The 15,586-nt window shown below is 43.4% G+C and carries 13 protein-coding genes; 5 read left to right on the top strand and 8 right to left on the bottom strand.

The features are described 5' to 3' along the window. Positions 1 to 68: 68 nt before the first annotated feature. The gene (locus tag C1T21_RS13250) at positions 69 to 1,028 is read left to right on the top strand and encodes an AEC family transporter (RefSeq protein ID WP_103048603.1); all 960 of its coding nucleotides are present in this window, start codon (positions 69 to 71) and stop codon (positions 1,026 to 1,028) included. 325 nt (positions 1,029 to 1,353) lie between these two features. After that, entirely contained in the window at positions 1,354 to 3,117 is a 1,764-nt protein-coding gene (locus C1T21_RS13245) for a methyl-accepting chemotaxis protein (RefSeq protein WP_103048602.1), read from the top strand. A gap of 95 nt (positions 3,118 to 3,212) precedes the next feature. Here C1T21_RS13245 and C1T21_RS13240 read toward each other — a convergent pair whose 3' ends face one another. The 7 genes from C1T21_RS13240 to C1T21_RS13210 form a co-directional block, all read right to left on the bottom strand. Continuing rightward, positions 3,213 to 4,265: a glycoside hydrolase family 53 protein gene (locus tag C1T21_RS13240; protein ID WP_103048601.1), complete on the bottom strand. Its 1,053-nt coding sequence runs from the start codon at positions 4,263 to 4,265 to the stop codon at positions 3,213 to 3,215. Positions 4,266 to 4,367: 102 nt separating this feature from the next. Beyond that, complete coding sequence (locus tag C1T21_RS13235) at positions 4,368 to 6,455, bottom strand: beta-galactosidase (protein WP_103048600.1); 2,088 nt, start codon at positions 6,453 to 6,455, stop codon at positions 4,368 to 4,370. A gap of 28 nt (positions 6,456 to 6,483) precedes the next feature. After that, the gene (locus tag C1T21_RS13230; protein ID WP_069010559.1) at positions 6,484 to 7,362 is read right to left on the bottom strand and encodes a carbohydrate ABC transporter permease; all 879 of its coding nucleotides are present in this window, start codon (positions 7,360 to 7,362) and stop codon (positions 6,484 to 6,486) included. Between the two features lie 27 nt (positions 7,363 to 7,389). Next, positions 7,390 to 8,280, bottom strand: a complete 891-nt coding sequence (locus C1T21_RS13225; RefSeq protein ID WP_103048599.1) for an ABC transporter permease — start codon at positions 8,278 to 8,280, stop codon at positions 7,390 to 7,392. A 246-nt stretch (positions 8,281 to 8,526) separates the two neighbouring features. Beyond that, complete coding sequence (locus C1T21_RS13220; protein ID WP_103048598.1) at positions 8,527 to 10,209, bottom strand: type 2 periplasmic-binding domain-containing protein; 1,683 nt, start codon at positions 10,207 to 10,209, stop codon at positions 8,527 to 8,529. 136 nt (positions 10,210 to 10,345) lie between these two features. Then, on the bottom strand, positions 10,346 to 11,971 hold the full coding sequence (locus C1T21_RS13215) for a response regulator transcription factor (protein WP_103048597.1): 1,626 nt from the start codon (positions 11,969 to 11,971) through the stop codon (positions 10,346 to 10,348). Further along, positions 11,946 to 13,766, bottom strand: coding sequence for a sensor histidine kinase (locus tag C1T21_RS13210; protein WP_103048596.1), 1,821 nt, complete (start codon positions 13,764 to 13,766; stop codon positions 11,946 to 11,948). Before C1T21_RS13210 ends, C1T21_RS13215 begins: the two co-directional genes overlap by 26 nt. Positions 13,767 to 13,880: 114 nt before the next feature. Here C1T21_RS13210 and C1T21_RS27345 point away from each other — a divergent pair, with 114 nt between their 5' ends. Further along, positions 13,881 to 14,033, top strand: coding sequence for a hypothetical protein (locus tag C1T21_RS27345; RefSeq protein WP_180984588.1), 153 nt, complete (start codon positions 13,881 to 13,883; stop codon positions 14,031 to 14,033). Between the two features lie 5 nt (positions 14,034 to 14,038). Here C1T21_RS27345 and C1T21_RS13205 read toward each other — a convergent pair whose 3' ends face one another. Beyond that, positions 14,039 to 14,476 carry a NucA/NucB deoxyribonuclease domain-containing protein gene (locus C1T21_RS13205; RefSeq protein WP_023989364.1) on the bottom strand — a complete coding sequence of 146 codons (438 nt, stop codon included), beginning with the start codon at positions 14,474 to 14,476 and terminating at the stop codon, positions 14,039 to 14,041. Positions 14,477 to 14,616: 140 nt separating this feature from the next. Here C1T21_RS13205 and C1T21_RS13200 point away from each other — a divergent pair, with 140 nt between their 5' ends. Both C1T21_RS13200 and C1T21_RS13195 read left to right on the top strand, forming a co-directional pair. After that, entirely contained in the window at positions 14,617 to 14,811 is a 195-nt protein-coding gene (locus C1T21_RS13200; protein ID WP_061828457.1) for a hypothetical protein, read from the top strand. A 387-nt stretch (positions 14,812 to 15,198) separates the two neighbouring features. Further along, positions 15,199 to 15,501 carry a hypothetical protein gene (locus tag C1T21_RS13195; RefSeq protein ID WP_013310964.1) on the top strand — a complete coding sequence of 101 codons (303 nt, stop codon included), beginning with the start codon at positions 15,199 to 15,201 and terminating at the stop codon, positions 15,499 to 15,501. Positions 15,502 to 15,586 lie beyond the last annotated feature (85 nt).

Here is a 15,586-nt window from a genome sequence, read left to right as displayed (position 1 = left end):
CATACGCAAAGTGATTATTAAACTGATGTCCGCCATTTTTGGCGGACATCTTCATTGGAGGCGACATCATGGCTACAGGTCATATTTTTATTATCTTAATTCCTATTTTCTTTGTCATTTTAATTGGTTATTTTGCAGGATTGTTTAAGGCTTTTAACCCTGCTTCTTCTAAAGGATTAAATACACTAGTGACCAAGTTTGCTCTACCTGCACACTTGTTTATTGGTATTACGACGACACCAAGAGAAACGTTGATTCAAAAGTGGCCCTTTCTTGTGGCTTTGCTACTTGGTGTGATCGGCTTTTATATTGTATTGCTCATCGTTTATCGCTTAATCGCCAAAAAAGGCCTAACTGAATCCTCTATGTTCGCATTGAATTCAACACAGCCTTCTTTTGCATTCATGGGAATTCCAGTTCTGGGCAGCTTGTTCGGAAGTGCGGCAGTCGCCATCCCGATTGCGATTACTGGGATCGTCGTTAATGCCATTCTTGATCCGCTTGCAAGTATTTTGGGAACGGTCGGTCAGCGCAAAACAACAGAATCCGACGGCACTAAAGGCAACTTATTTAAAGTCACTATGAAATCAGTCCTTCATGGACTCAGCGAGCCGCTTGCCTGCGTACCCTTGTTTGGAGTCGTATTGACTCTATGTGGATTCCACGCTCCAAAACTTTTGCAATCCATGTTTGATCAAATCGGCAATATTACTGCTGGTACAGCCCTATTTGCCATCGGGGTAACCATTGGTATCAAAAAAATTACGTTCAGTCCAAAAGCACTTAGCATTGCTGTGCTGAAAGCCATCGTGATGCCTATTGTTATGCTCAGTATTGCTGTCCTGATAGGACTGTCCCATGAAGATGTAACCAAAGCAGTATTGCTTGTCGCTTTTCCCGGCTCGGCCGTGGCCGCTATGATTGCTACCCGTTATGAAACACTGGAAACGGAAGCTGCATCTGCATTTGTTATTAGCTCAGTCTTATCGCTCATTTCACTACCCTTACTCATTTCACTTCTTTTATAGGGACAGAAACTTAAGAACCCTCAATGCAATCCAGGTATTTATAGGTATAAAGCATACCCGTTTGCTCTCATTTATCTTATTTTTTAAATATTGTTTGAACAATAAAGTGATTTAGTAAGAATTGAGTTGGAAAAACAACATAAAATCCAGTTTTGCCGACAAGCGGCGGTCCCATCGTTTCATTCACTAGGGGCCGCCGTTCTTTTTGAATAACCTTCTACTCTCCCTTTTAATAAATACCTAACATTTAGAAAGCAAATTGTCGAAATATATAAGGGATAGGTCGTATATTAAACTAAATTTCAATTCAAAGGAGAAGAAACTCGTGAAAAACTTGAAGTGGAGCACTATGTCCTTTTTTGGTAAAAATCTATTAATCTCTTTTATTAACATCGTATTAATAGGTGCTATTCTCATCACATCTAGCTATATACTTCAAAAGAACATTCTCACCACGCAGCTACAAGACCAAGTTAAGGTATTGACTAAAAAATGGGCAGAAGATGTTGATAAAACGAAAGTGCAACAAGCATTGAGTGAAAAAGATTATAACGGCTCTGTTCAACAAGATTTACGCAAATTCCTAGATTCTATTCACACATTTTATCCTAATGTTGCCCAAGCTTACATATTCGGCACAGAACTAACAGAAGGAAATCAAACCTCCATTATTGGCGTTCCCACAAATTTAGTCCAAGCTTTCCAAGACTCGAAAATGAATATAGGGGATATGTACACTCTTCCTGACGAAAATGTACAAGCCGTAAATAAAATGCTTCAATCCAATGAATCAGCGTTTAGCAGCTTTTATACTGACGATTTTGGCACATGGACAACCATTGTTTACCCAATTACAGATGAAAGCGGTAAAATCACAAGTGCGATATACTTTGACGTAGACGCGAGCTCTGTACCTAACGGACTTCATAAATTGCTTGTATATGGTGTTTCATTGCTCATTCTGTTCCTTGCGATCTTCTTAACGGTCCAATATTTACTGGTAAAACGTACCCTCTCCCCGATTCGTAGCCTGATGAAGGGCATTGAAGAAGTCAGCGAGGGGAATCTGAATGTAAAAATCAAGACAGGCGAGGACGACCTTGGCATTATCAATCAAAAATTTAATTCTATGATCAAACGCCTTAACGATACAATGGTGAAAGTACAGGATACGACGCAAGAAGTTACGGGATCTGCCCAGGAATTGTTAAGCATTAGCGAGAAAAACAGTACGAATACGAACGTCATTAACAGCAATATTCAGGAAATAACCCAGGGGCTTGAAGCTCAGGATCACGCAGCACTTGAAAGCTCCAGAGCTATGAATGAAATGTCGACAGTTATCCAAACGATTGCCGAGAGCTCCTCTTCCGTAGCGGATCAAGCTTATTCTATGGAAAAACGCTCCGTTGAAGGCAATCAGGTAGCCCAAAAGCTTTCCGCTCAAATGGACTCCATCTCCACAACAATGGAAAGTACAGCTGATTCCGTTAATGCGCTGCAGAACCGTTCTAACGAAATCAGCAATATCGTCAGCATCATTACAGGCATTGCCAGTCAAACGAATCTGCTTGCACTGAACGCTTCTATTGAAGCTGCCAGAGTCGGTGAAGAAGGTAAAGGTTTTGCAGTAGTAGCGGGAGAAGTGCGTAATTTGGCTGAACAGTCTCAAGAATCTGCCAAACAGATTGCAGAGCTTATTGAAGAAATCCAAAAAGAAATTGAGCAGACTGTAAAAGGCATCAGCCTTGGTACAAAAGAAGTTCACATTGGGCTAGAAGTTACGAAGCAAACAGGCGAAATGTTCTCTGAAATTTTAGATGCGTCTAATAAAGTGTCGTCACAAATTCAAGAGGTATCCAGCGCAACGGAGCAGATTTCAGCCAGCACGCAGGAATTGTCAGCTACCTCTGACGAGCTGTCTTCGACAGTTAGCAAAACAGTCGACAGCAGCAAACAAATCGAGCATACCATTGGAGAACAGGCTGAGTCTATGGCTTCTATTGTCCAAGCTTCTGACAAGCTTACATTGATGTCCGGGGAGCTGGAAGAGCTCATTTCGTTCTTCAAGGTGAACCGGGAAGCCTAATTTTATAACTTCCAAGTAACTCAAGATAACAATAAAGAACCTCTAGTCTGCATAGAAGCGAACTAGAGGTTCTTTGATATACTCTTACATACTTCTTAATTTATAAATCCTTCCAAAGCTGAGGTTGGTTTACCGTCAGCCTGCCAAGCACCTTTGTTATAACCTTGATTGTAACCTGGAGTTGCAGCCGGCTCCCAATAAAATACCCCTGTACCCTTGCCGCCTCCAATGTTACGAACCTTTGTTTTGATTGCAGAAATAAATGCCTTGGAAGCAGCGGGTTCGTTATATTCCATTCCGATTTCACTGATGACAATGCCTTTGCCGTATTTGGCAATGAGGTTATTGGCATTGGTAATCGTCTGGTCCACCTTACCCTGCCAGTCAGAAGGAGACGGATACAGAGACAGCCCGATGAGATCAAACTGAGCTCCATTATCAATCAACCCACCGATATTCCAGTTCAACACGGAACCGTTATCCCCGTTGGCTAAATGTACGATCGTTTTAGTACTGCTGCTAACCGATTTTACAGCATTATTACCTGTATTGACGAGCCAGGCATAGTTTTTCATGTTCACCGAAGCTTTGCCGTCTTCCCAGAGCATTCCATTGTTCGTCTCATTACCGATCTGCACCCAGTCCGGTGTTACCCCCTTGCTTTTCATCGTGTTCATAACATAGACCGTATGAGACCAGACTGCATCCATAAGTTGTGTAAATGTGAAATTGCGCCACGCATAAGGTTTGTTCTGTTGCCCTGGATCTGCCCAGGAATCACTATAATGTAGAGTCAGCATAACGCTCATGCTCAATTTTTTAGCTCGCTGTGCCAGTTCTGCTGCCTTTTCGGCATTCATGTATCCGCTTGCATAATCTTTCATGTCAGGGTTTACCCACACACGGATACGTACCGAGTTGATCTGATAGTCATCTCGCAAAATTTGCAGTATATCTCGACGAACACCCTTTTTATCCTTCCAAGTCATACCTTGCGCTTCCATTCCTGCTACCCAGCTTATATCTGCTCCTTTGGCGAAAGCAGGGGCGGCCGAAGCCGCACCCAACCCTACAGAGCCGAACGGATACAATAAGCTGGATAACAAGATCAACATCGCAAATACCATCGTGCGGTTACCTGTTTTCATAAGTCATCTCCCATCCGAATTGTATACTCCTCATTGCCTCTGACCAATCTACCAGCTCCCTCACTCGGGAAAACGATAGAGATCACACTTTAATATCATGTTCTATTTATTGCGCTCTGTCTTTAAAACCTTAACAGCGTAGGCATCCAATTGAACGCTACCGTCTTCTATCACATGATTTTCAAGCATATCCGCATAAGTTCGTCCATCCAACGTAATCTTTTGCGGCTCATGCGTGAAATTCAGTATAAAAATATAATCATGAACCCCATCGGTACGAATCGCCGTATTCACTCCATGAGGCAACTTCACATTGAGCGCTTTACTGATTCCTGCATCATCAATTAAACTTCTGTAAAAATGACTGTGGAATAGTCCGATGTTGCGTGATGCGATGTAATAAGCCTTTCCCTGTCCCAAACGGTTCATCGTCAAAGCCGGACGTCCTGCATAAAAGTCTGAGCCGTACACAGCCAGTACCTCTGCACCCTCCGTATGAATGAGATCACACAATTCTACAGCTTCATACTCCCCTTGCAGATCCAGCTCATTGCCTTCAACCGGCAAAATGTGATTACGATCATGATCATGCAATCCGTCAATCTCTTCCGACCAGATCCCCAGCGTCTTACGAAGCGGGCCCGGAAAGCCTCCAAGGAAGCACAAATCATGTTCATCTACGATACCAGACCAATAGGTTGCTACGAAAACGCCGCCATTTTCAACAAATTTCTGTATACGCTCCCCCACACCGCTGCGGACCATATACAACATCGGAGCTACCAAAAGTTTGTATTTGGAGAAATCTGCATCCATATGAATGACATCTACGGGCACTCCCTGCTCCCAAAGTGCCAAATAATGCGCTTCAGCTGTCTCCTCATATTTCACACCTTTGTTGCGTGGTCCCTGTGAATCGTTGATTCCCCAACGGTTCTCCCAGTCAAAAATGACTGCCGCCTCCGCCGGTACAGAAGTACCGATTACCTCCTCCAGTTTTTCCAGCGCATTGCCGACCTCTGTCACATCTCCGAATACACGAGTGTGCTCATGTCCGACATGATCGACGACTGCACCATGCAGCTTTTCACTCGAACCGCGGCTTTTCCGCCACTGAAAATATTGAACGGTGTCTGACCCGTGTGCCACAGCCTGTAAAGACGATAGCAGATGCATTCCTGGTCGCTTCAGCTTGCTTACGTCTTGCCAGTTCGTCAAACTCGGCGTACTCTCCATAAGCATCCAAGGCTTGCCTCCCTTGATTGAACGAATAATATCGTGCATCATGGCCACTTTAGCAGCCTGACGGCTATCATCCCCCTCACGGTCATGCCACGTTGGGTAACTATCCCAGGATATAACATCGAGCAGATCAGCAAACTTCCAGTAGTTCAATCCTTCAAAAAACTCCATCAAATTGGTTGTGACCGGAATTGCTGGATTTGCAGCCTTGAGCGGCACAATCTCATGCTTGATAAAATCTGCGGTCTGATCGGTCACAAACCGTCTCCAGTCCAAATTCATGGCATGGACCTGTGTTTCACCGTGAGGTGCCGGGGACTCAACTTGGCTCCAATCCGTAATCGTATGACTCCAAAAGGTCGTCCACCATGCGTGATTAAGCTTGTCCAGCGTACCATATTTATCCTGGACCCAAGCGCGAAATGCCTCCTGACAATAATCACAGTGGCAATCTCCACCAAATTCATTGGAAATATGCCAGCCAATAACAGCCGGATGGTTAGCATAACGCTCGGCTAGCTTCGTATTCATGATACGTACTTTTTCCCGGTAAACAGGCGACGTAGCACAGTGATTATGGCGAAACCCGTGCAGATTACGGACACGATTAGCCTCCACACGCAGCACCTCAGGATATTTTTGTGACATCCAGGCTGGTCTTGCTCCACTAGGAGTGGCCAAAAATGCATAGATTCCGTTCTCAGCAAACGAATCCAGAATACGATCCAGCCACTCAAACGTAAATACGCCTTCCTCAGGCTCCAATGAAACCCATGAGAAAATACCGACAGACATCACGTTACATTTGGCTAGTTTCATTAGACGGATATCCTCCGCTAACACCTCAGGGTAATGCTGCCATTGCTCCGGGTTATAGTCCGCTCCATGCAGCATACGTGGAACTCGCTCACTAATGGGAGGGTACTTGATTATGTTTTGATTCGTCACTACAAATCATCTCCTTCTATGAATTCTATTACTCTTTGACGGAACCTAGCGTCATACCTTTAACAAAATACTTTTGTAAAAATGGATATACAATTAGAATAGGCGCTGCACCAATGAAAATTTGCGCAGCATTAACCGTCGTTTGAGAAAGTAATTCCATCTCTTTCGGACTCATGCTCATGGAACTCATGTCCTTCTGAATAATTACAGTTTGCAGGAACGTCGCCAGCGGATAATCCTTTGCATTGCTCAAATAGAGCAGACCATCAAACCAGGAGTTCCAATGAAATACCATACTAAACAGCGCAATCGTCGCAATGGAAGGCATGGATATCGGTAAAAAGATACTAAACAATGTCCGAAAATGTCCTGCTCCGTCGATCAATGCGGCCTCTTCCATCTCTTTAGGAATTCCTCTAAAAAAGTTCAACATAAGGATGACCAGAAATGTGTTGACCGCTCCTGGCAAAACAAGTACCCAGAAGCTGTCCATGAGGTGGATCTTTTGAATAACCATATAGAATGGAACCAGACCACCGTTAAAAATCATGCTGAATACGAACAACCATGAATATACGTTTCTGCTACGGAACACAGATGTTTCCTTTGAAAGTGGATAAGCAGCTAAAAAGGTAATAAGCAGTGTCAAGCCGGTTCCCAATACAGTCCGACAGACAGAAATCCAGATGGAGTGCAGAAAAATCGGGTTATTCATCGTCTTCTTATAGGCTTCTAATGAAAATTGCACCGGCCACAGTCCAACCAGATTGGCATCTGCTGCTGATTTAGCACTAAATGATACCGCCAACACATGAATCAGCGGAACGATACACATGATGGACAAAATCACAAGCAAGCAAATATTAAACACATTGAAGATGCGGTATGGCGTTGTTTTATGATACATGACTCTCCCTCTTTCAGCCTCGTGGAATCAAAATATGCGGTAACCTGCCCATTTGTAAGCAAGTCGATAAGATATCAGAATGAGAATCATACTGATAACGGATTTGAACAAGCCGATTGCGGTGGCAAAGCCCATTTCCCCATTGATTAACGCTGTCCGGTAGACGAATGTATCAATAATATCGCCTTTTTGGTAAACCAGCGGATTATAAAGGTTAAAAATCTGGTCAAAACCGGCATTCAGAACATTGCCAAGTGCAAGCGTTCCAACAACGACTACCATCGGAATTAACGAAGGTACAGTGATGTGCAGCGTCTGTCTCCAGCGGCTCGCTCCATCCATTTCAGAAGCCTCATACAACGAAGGATTAATTCCCGCCAATGCAGCAAGAAATACGATGGTGTTGTATCCGAACTCCTTCCATATATCCGATACAATGACAGTAAACCGAAACCAGTTATTATCTCCCAGAAAAAAGATAGGCTGAATCCCGAAACTACCGAGAATACGGTTCATAAATCCATCTGAAGCCAACAGGTCAATCAGAATTCCGCCCAAGATGACCCACGACAGAAAGTGTGGCAGATAAACCAGTGTCTGAATGGATCGCTGTAGTCCGACCTTGCGAATTTCATTCAGCAGTATAGCAAAAACAAACGGAACCACCAGATTGAAAAACATCTTTAACACAGCAATAATTAGCGTATTCCAGACGACTTGTAGACTGTCCTCCCGTTGAAACAAAAAGCGGAAGTTATCCAGTCCAACCCACTCGGAACCAGTTATGCCTAGCCAAGGCTTGTAATTTTGAAAGGCCATCACGATGCCGCCCATCGGAATATAGCTGAACACAATTAAAAAAATGATGGCTGGCAGCAGCATGATATGAAATGGCCACGTACGTTGCAGACTTCTCATTGCAGTTCCTCCTGTAACTCTCATGGTATACTTCAATTATAAAAGCGTTTTCGCTGTCCCAACAGTTCAAAAAACCAACATACATGGCACAAAAGCAATCATTTTTCAAGCTCGCCAAACGAATAAAACTTTTTTTCAAACACACCATGATAGCGCATTCATTTCCACTCGATACGGGTGAAGCTGTAGTAAAAAGGCTGCCCACCTCGGGACAGCCCTCCTACTCTGTTACAACATCACTGGTTTTTACTTTTCGACGCTTTTATACCATTCGTTTACTTCATTAGTAATTTGTTCGCCACCAGCTGTTTTCCACGTCTGTACAAAGGTTTCAAAAGCAGAGATCGGCTGCTTGCCATAAATAATTTCATTGAAGGTCTGACTTTCAATCTTATCCAGATAGTCCTTTTTAGCCTTCATGGTTGGCGTAGTAGGGCCTGTGAACTGATCTTTCATGGAGATATCCTTCTGTTCCATAAGCACTTTGGCAGCTGCGGGAGTATCTTTCCCGTAGTTCACCATTACATCTTTCTCCAGACGGGTCTTCGGTTCTGCGCCGTTAGCTAAACTTAACAAAGCCTTCATTTGGGCATCAGGTATACGCGCACCATCACGAACCAGCAAATAACGAAAAGAGTTTACATAACCGCCTGGTATTTTATCGATAGACATTAGCTTTCCGCCCGCATCCAAATCATAATCGTAGCCCTTAAACAGCCCATTCGACAAATCGCCGTCCGGTTTGGCATTAGCATAATGGTCAAACAAATAATTTTGATAAGTGAAAAAAGCTTCAGGATGCTGCATTTGTTTGTTGATTAATACAACACCATTGGTATATTGCGTTCCGTGACGCATGGCTTTATTGTCAGGACCCGCTGGAATCTTGATCGGCTTCCACACGGCACCCGGCGCATTTTTGACTGTATCCTGAAGCGGCCAGCCGCTCATCCAATATGGTCCAGGAATCATACCGGCTGTGCCTGCGACTGTAGGTTCTGCCGTTTTATTTTCATCCCACAATGCTGCTTCCTGAGGGATGTATCCCTTTTTGAGCCACTCGCTCAGCTTTTGCAAACCCGGCTTCATGCCAGGCTGAACGGAGCCATATTCCAAGCTGCCATTCGTGCCTTTGTTCCACTGCTGAGGTAGTGTGCCATATGCCCCGAAAATCCAGGACGGGTCACCCATCCAAGTGTTCATGGATGTTTTGAAACCGATGCTGAGCGGAATCACTTTGTTCGGAGCCAGGCCGTCCGGATTTTTATTTTTAAAGGCATCCATCACTTTTTCTAGATCATCCATCGTCTCAGGAGCCTTCATACCCAGCTTATCCAACCAATCTTGTCGTACCCACAATACATAATCATGGTTATAGGCAAAATCAAGCACAGGAATGCCCATTTTTTTGCCATCTCGGCTATACTGATTCCATACGTTTGTATCCTGATTCATCGCCTGCTTCCAGGAATCCGAAGCGTACTTGTCAAACAACGGACCTGCCTCTGCAAACATACCAGAATCGATCATGTCCTGTGCCAGTTGCTCATTCTCCGTCCCCAGTACAACGACGTCCGGCATCTCCTGACCGGAGGACATAGCCAAACGTAGCTTCGTGGCAAATGCGCCATTCGTATCTGTGACGGACCAGAGTGATTTGATATTAATACCGAATTTCTCTTTAGCCCATTTTGTCGCAATGTTATTTTCGATAGATTCACCATTTTTAAATTTTAAGGCGGGATCTACACCCCATACCGTGGAAATTGTGACTTCTGGATTGTATTTTTCTTTGTATACGTTTTCAGTTTTAGCTGTGCTATCCGCATTCCCATCATTTCCCGCTCCTGAGCAGCCCACAAGGCCAACTCCTAATACCATAGTTGCGGCGAGCAACGACAATAGCTTTTTCTTCGAATGAACTCGCATATTGTTCCCCCTCTAAAAATCATTTTCTACTCTTTTATTATAAGAGGGCTTTTCTTCACAGCCTATGTCACAAAATAAATATTTCTGCACCTTTCCCAACTGATCTTTACTGGTTTCGTCCTTACTGGTCCCATCTTTACTGGTCCCGAAATTCATGCGGAGTCATTCCGTAATGCTTTTTGAACATCTTACTGAAATATTGGGGATTCTGATAGCCCAGTTCCGTTGTAATTTCGTATATTTTTTTGTTGGAATATTTGAGCAAATAAAGAGCCCGCTCCATTCTCATTCGAATAATATAGTCACCCAGACCTTCTCCGGTTTCAGCTTTATAAATTTTAGACAGATAGACTGGATGAAGATAGACCTGATCGGCAATCGTCTTAACAGACAGCTCCTGACCTTTATCCTGGGAGATGAGCTCCTGAACCTGCTTGACCACATAGCTTTTAGCGCTTTGCTCGCTTGCGGACCATTCAGATTTAAGTTTGTTCATCATGGAAAATATCCACTCTTTGAGGTGGGGGAACGAATGAACCATTTTCTGCGCATGTACCGGATCGAAGCCTACTTGATCCATCTGTGTAATGAAACGTCCTTGTTTGTGCGCTGTATACATAAAGGCGCTCGTCACCGAAATAAACAGTTCATATAAATGCTCGCGTGTATATCCCACCTCTTCCATTTTTCCAAATACACGGCTCACTTTCGCTTCGGCCTCTTCCCATTGCCTGGACTCTAGCAGATGAGTAAGCGTAGGGTGCATATAAAGCCCCTCCAGTGACTTAACTGAGCTGTGTGGCTGTTCTGCCTGTTCTTCTATGAATAGCAGTGTATCCGTCTCCTCCTGATGGTTCCAGTATAAGGATCTAATCGCTGTCTGATATAGCTTAGGTAGCTCCTCTGGAAACTTAAACCATCCGGTTAATGCAACGTAAATTTCCCCTTTCAAGTAATTGCTCACATTTTTTCGAAAGGTCTCAATCGCCGCACTCAAAAAACGATTCTGCTCGTCCGCACTCCGTTCAGGAAATGAATTCCAATTCCCTTCTATTAATACAATTAAGCAGTCATGCGGCGCTTTGCAATGCCAAACGTGAAAATCAGGTGCGAACACTTCTTCGGCAATATTTCCAATTGCATACTCAATTAAGGAGACTGAATGATAGTCCATATCAGAAAAATGCTTCCCTAGCTGAATAAGCAGCATACTGGCAGGATGTCCCGTGCGTAGCTTGATTTCGTACTCGGACATTTTGCTCTCTATTTTTGGTACTGGCAAATCACGCCCGAGTAGCAAATCATGCATCAAATGGGTCCGCAGTACACCAAAATCGTTTCTGCGGCTATATTGTAATTGATGAACCTTGTCAAATGCTTCCCATTCTTCCTTTAGCGAATCCATGGCGGCTGACACACATTTGATAAACTCTTCATCATCCACCGGCTTTAAAATGTAATCAAAAGCCTTAAGCTGAAGCGCTTTTTTAGCATATTCAAAATCGGCATAGCCTGTCAGTAACAAATTTCGGATATGCGGCCATCGCTCGTTTACTTCAACAATCAACTCCAGTCCCGTCATACCAGGCATACGAATATCCGTAACCAGAATATCAATATCGTACGCTTCCAGCACATCCACTGCTGCTAATGCGGAAGCCGCTTGATGAATCCTCTCGATGCCTAGCGTCTCCCACGGAATGGTAGCTGCCAAACTTTCTGTTACATAACTCTCATCATCTACTAGTAATATCTGAACCATCTGGTCCCTCCGTTTTAACTATATTCGAATCTGGCGAAGGCTCAATTAAACCATTCGCATGCTCTCCTTCTGTTGAGATCGACCATTTTAAAACTGCACGCAATCCTCCCAATGGAGACAAAGAGAATTCCAGTCCGGCATCTTCCCCAAAATGTAATCGCATGCGTTGATGCACATTCCACAAACCGTATCCATGTTCCTCTTCCACTGGCTTGTCAAGCGTTGATGTCAGGGCAGTTATAGCCTCTCTACTCAAACCGAGTCCGTTATCATCCACAATCAGGTACATATACGAGCCAACACGCTCGGTTAAAATATGAATTACACCATCCTCCGCCTGAGGCTCTATCCCGTGCAGCACCGCATTTTCCACCAGTGGCTGCACTACAAGCGGCGGAATCAGCAGACTGCTGGCCTGTGAAGAATCATGAATTAAGAACGTTAGCCTTGGCATACGCATCTGCTGTATGTTCAAATAATATTGAACAAATTGGATCTCCTCCGACAATGGAACCAAATCCCGCTCCTGTCTTGTTGTATATCGATAATACCTGGATAAATTATGAGCCATGGCCACGACCGCCTCATGATTGCGCAGCTTCGCCATACTTGTAATAAACGAAAAACAATTATAAAAAAAATGCGGATTGATTTGTGACTGGAGCTGCTTTAGTCGCGCTTCCTTGACATGTAGCTGCTCAACATACACCTTCTCAAACAGCTCCTGAATCTGTTCGACCATCAGATTAAATTGACTAGACAGGAAAGCAAACTCGTGACTCCCCCTTAGACTTAATCGAACAGCATAGTCTCCGTCCTTTAATCTCCGAAATGCCCGCACAAGCTGAAGAATCGGCACTTGTACCTGTGAATGAAGCAAGTAAGCGCCAATCAAGCCTACCAGCAGCGAGCCAACAACAGTTATATAAAACAGTCGATTCGATGAGTAAATCGGAGACATCATATCGGATAAAGGCATATAATCAATCAAATACCACCCAGTCGTTTGCGAAAGAACGGCATGAACTAGGTAGCTTTCTTCTCCAATTTTCACAGTCAGATTATCAACTTCATGGAGCCCCATTTTTTCTAATTTTGAAATCAGCTGTCCAGACAGCTCTTCATTGGCAGTACGATTATAGATCGCTCCTACGCCTTTTTTATAATAAAAAGGCTCCTTTCGACCATCACCTTTGAAGCGGTCAAGCATGTCCTGAATATTACTGCTGTCAAATTCAACTTTAATAATCGTGTTAGCGGTTTCTGGATTACCAAGTGAAGAAAACGGGGATAATGTATACAATGAAAATATAAATTGGTCTTTCCCGTATGATCTTTTTTTGGATACCTGCCAGCCGTCTTTTATCAGCTGATTTAGTCTTTTCTGGTCATATAAACCTGCTCCATTCTCCGATACAACCCGTTCAAGCGAAGGAGAATAGATACTCAGCCCGGTTCTCCAATTAGAAGAGCTTTCCTGAAGCCCAAGCTTGGTTTGGATCCGTTTGACAAGGTTAATTCCATCCAGATTGAGAACCTTGTCCTTCAAAAAAATCGCTTGAAAACTGGCTACATCGGGATCATGAATCAGCAGATGCGGCCAGGAGGAAATCATTTCAATATTCGTATTCACCTGGTTTTGAAAAAAAGTTAGCTGATTATAATTAGATTGATTCAGTTCCTCCCGTAATACACCTGTCGTTGTCTGATTAGAATAGACATACAGGATCAGCATAGGTATAAGCAATACGATAACGATGGAGACGATTTTAGTATAAAAATTAAATTTAAACATGAGTTCTACACATCCTCTGCACAAAAAACAGGCATACTTAAATGGTATGCCAGAGCCCTGACCTTCGTTGCCGTCAGTACATACTATACATTATCAATGGTTGGCGGTGATAATATGTTTGATGCTAAGCAAATGGAATGGTTTAACCAACTATCCGCTGAAGACTTGGCCATTTTAGGTGCCGGCTTCAATACACTAGGTGATTTTTTTGATTTTCTGGCGTTGGTTAAGGCCAAACAGGAGACAGCCCAAGGTAATAAAAAGTAATAGCACTATTTCACAACAAATTTCACACGAGTTCCATCCTCATACTCATCCAATTGGTGACTGACCCATGATCCTGCCCCACGATTATCCTTAGGGGCTATGTATTTGATATTTGCACCTTTGCCACCTTCTGAGCACATAGCCATCGGCCATTCGTCACGATCGTATCCTTTACGAGTGGGAACACCTGCAAGCGAATGCTTGCGATTTTGCTCGGCTCCTTCACGGTCAATTGTGCATACCGGTGATTTTCCCGCCTGAATGGCTTCCTTAATATGCTGCGCCGTTTCAGGGTAACGACCTGACGGGAATTGCAGCGTAACCTGAGCCGATGAAGGCGGGTTCTCTCCTGTCATTTTCGTAAGAAGATTGCCTCCTTCAAACCAGTACGCGCCCAAAGCTAGCAGCACTAAAGCTATAAAACTTAGCAATTTTTTCTTCAATTTCCCTCTTCCCTTCAAGCTATTCCAGTAGATACCTTCAACTAAGGTAATCCCCGGATTTTATTTTTTGTAACCCCTTACTGACTATAAAAAAAGGTTGAATATTCGACGACAAATAGTATAGAGAGGAGGTTGTACGAATGAACGATGAGATCAAACTGGCCGTGAGCCAAATGCAAGCCGTTGTAGTCCGGTTACTGAATGGAAGTACCTTAATTGGCTGGCCTAAGCTCCTATCTGACCAAGAAACTCAGCAATTCAAGCTCTACGATGACGAACACGTATATACGATTTCCGTTAATGACGTGGATACGGTCGCAAGAGTTATTGTATAAGATACAGGGAGCGACTTAATGAGACATCCAGTGGACAAGCCCGAACAAAGCACACCACAGGAGAAGACTGATCAAAATCCCCCAAAATAAACCTTTAAAAAGCTTCATACCTTACTGACAACCTTTCCGACTGGGCTTTTTCCCCATTATAACATGTCAGAAAGACAGCTGTCGCAGCTTGCTCTTATATCATCTTCGTATCATATATATTAAATTTTAAAATCACGACACAAAGGAAATAACGAAATAATTCCGAAAATTATGCCTGATCACCAGTGAAAATGCAATCATGACATAATAAAAGTCACATTTTAATCAAAATTTAATGAAAGTTTTCCGAAAATGATGTATAATTATTGACATAACAAAACGCACGAGGTGATCATCATGGCATTATTAAACAGAGTTCATGAATTAAAATTGCAACTGCCTAACGAGCATCATAGCATTTCCCAATACGTGGAGCATGCATTGCATTCGATTGACAGTTTTGTGGAGCAACATCGTCAGTTTATAGCCGCTCAGGCTCTATATGGGGAAAAAATCAATGGTACGGAAGAAAGACTGTTCCGAGACACAATTTCTGAGATTAAAGCCCAACTGGTAGCTACTTTGGAAAAGACAGTTGAAGACTTCGCACACAAAGGCGATAAGCACTGGAAAAATCATTATCAGGACGGCGTAGAATAAGCTGAAAATAACCCCCGGTCTTTGAAGTGCACCCCTTAGAATAGACATTGGAATAAACCCCTGGTTTATCCGATGAAATCTAAGG

It is taken from the genome of Paenibacillus sp. F4 (genome assembly GCF_002894905.1).
GTDB classification, from domain to species: Bacteria; Bacillota; Bacilli; order Paenibacillales; family Paenibacillaceae; genus Paenibacillus; species Paenibacillus polymyxa_B.
This window is presented reverse-complemented; position numbering and strand designations above follow the sequence as displayed.

Excerpts from the sequence above, each read along its gene's own strand:
- C1T21_RS13220 (WP_103048598.1), bottom strand. The coding sequence starts at position 10,209 with ATGCGAGTTCATTCGAAGAAAAAGCTATTGTCGTTGCTCGCCGCAACT.
- C1T21_RS13200 (WP_061828457.1), top strand. The coding sequence starts at position 14,617 with ATGAACGATGAGATCAAACTGGCCGTGAGCCAAATGCAAGCCGTTGTA.
- C1T21_RS13250 (WP_103048603.1), top strand. The coding sequence starts at position 69 with ATGGCTACAGGTCATATTTTTATTATCTTAATTCCTATTTTCTTTGTC.
- C1T21_RS13215 (WP_103048597.1), bottom strand. The coding sequence starts at position 11,971 with ATGGTTCAGATATTACTAGTAGATGATGAGAGTTATGTAACAGAAAGT.
- C1T21_RS13195 (WP_013310964.1), top strand. The coding sequence starts at position 15,199 with ATGGCATTATTAAACAGAGTTCATGAATTAAAATTGCAACTGCCTAAC.
- C1T21_RS13240 (WP_103048601.1), bottom strand. The coding sequence starts at position 4,265 with ATGAAAACAGGTAACCGCACGATGGTATTTGCGATGTTGATCTTGTTA.
- C1T21_RS13210 (WP_103048596.1), bottom strand. The coding sequence starts at position 13,766 with ATGTTTAAATTTAATTTTTATACTAAAATCGTCTCCATCGTTATCGTA.
- C1T21_RS13225 (WP_103048599.1), bottom strand. The coding sequence starts at position 8,280 with ATGAGAAGTCTGCAACGTACGTGGCCATTTCATATCATGCTGCTGCCA.
- C1T21_RS27345 (WP_180984588.1), top strand. The coding sequence starts at position 13,881 with ATGTTTGATGCTAAGCAAATGGAATGGTTTAACCAACTATCCGCTGAA.
- C1T21_RS13230 (WP_069010559.1), bottom strand. The coding sequence starts at position 7,362 with ATGTATCATAAAACAACGCCATACCGCATCTTCAATGTGTTTAATATT.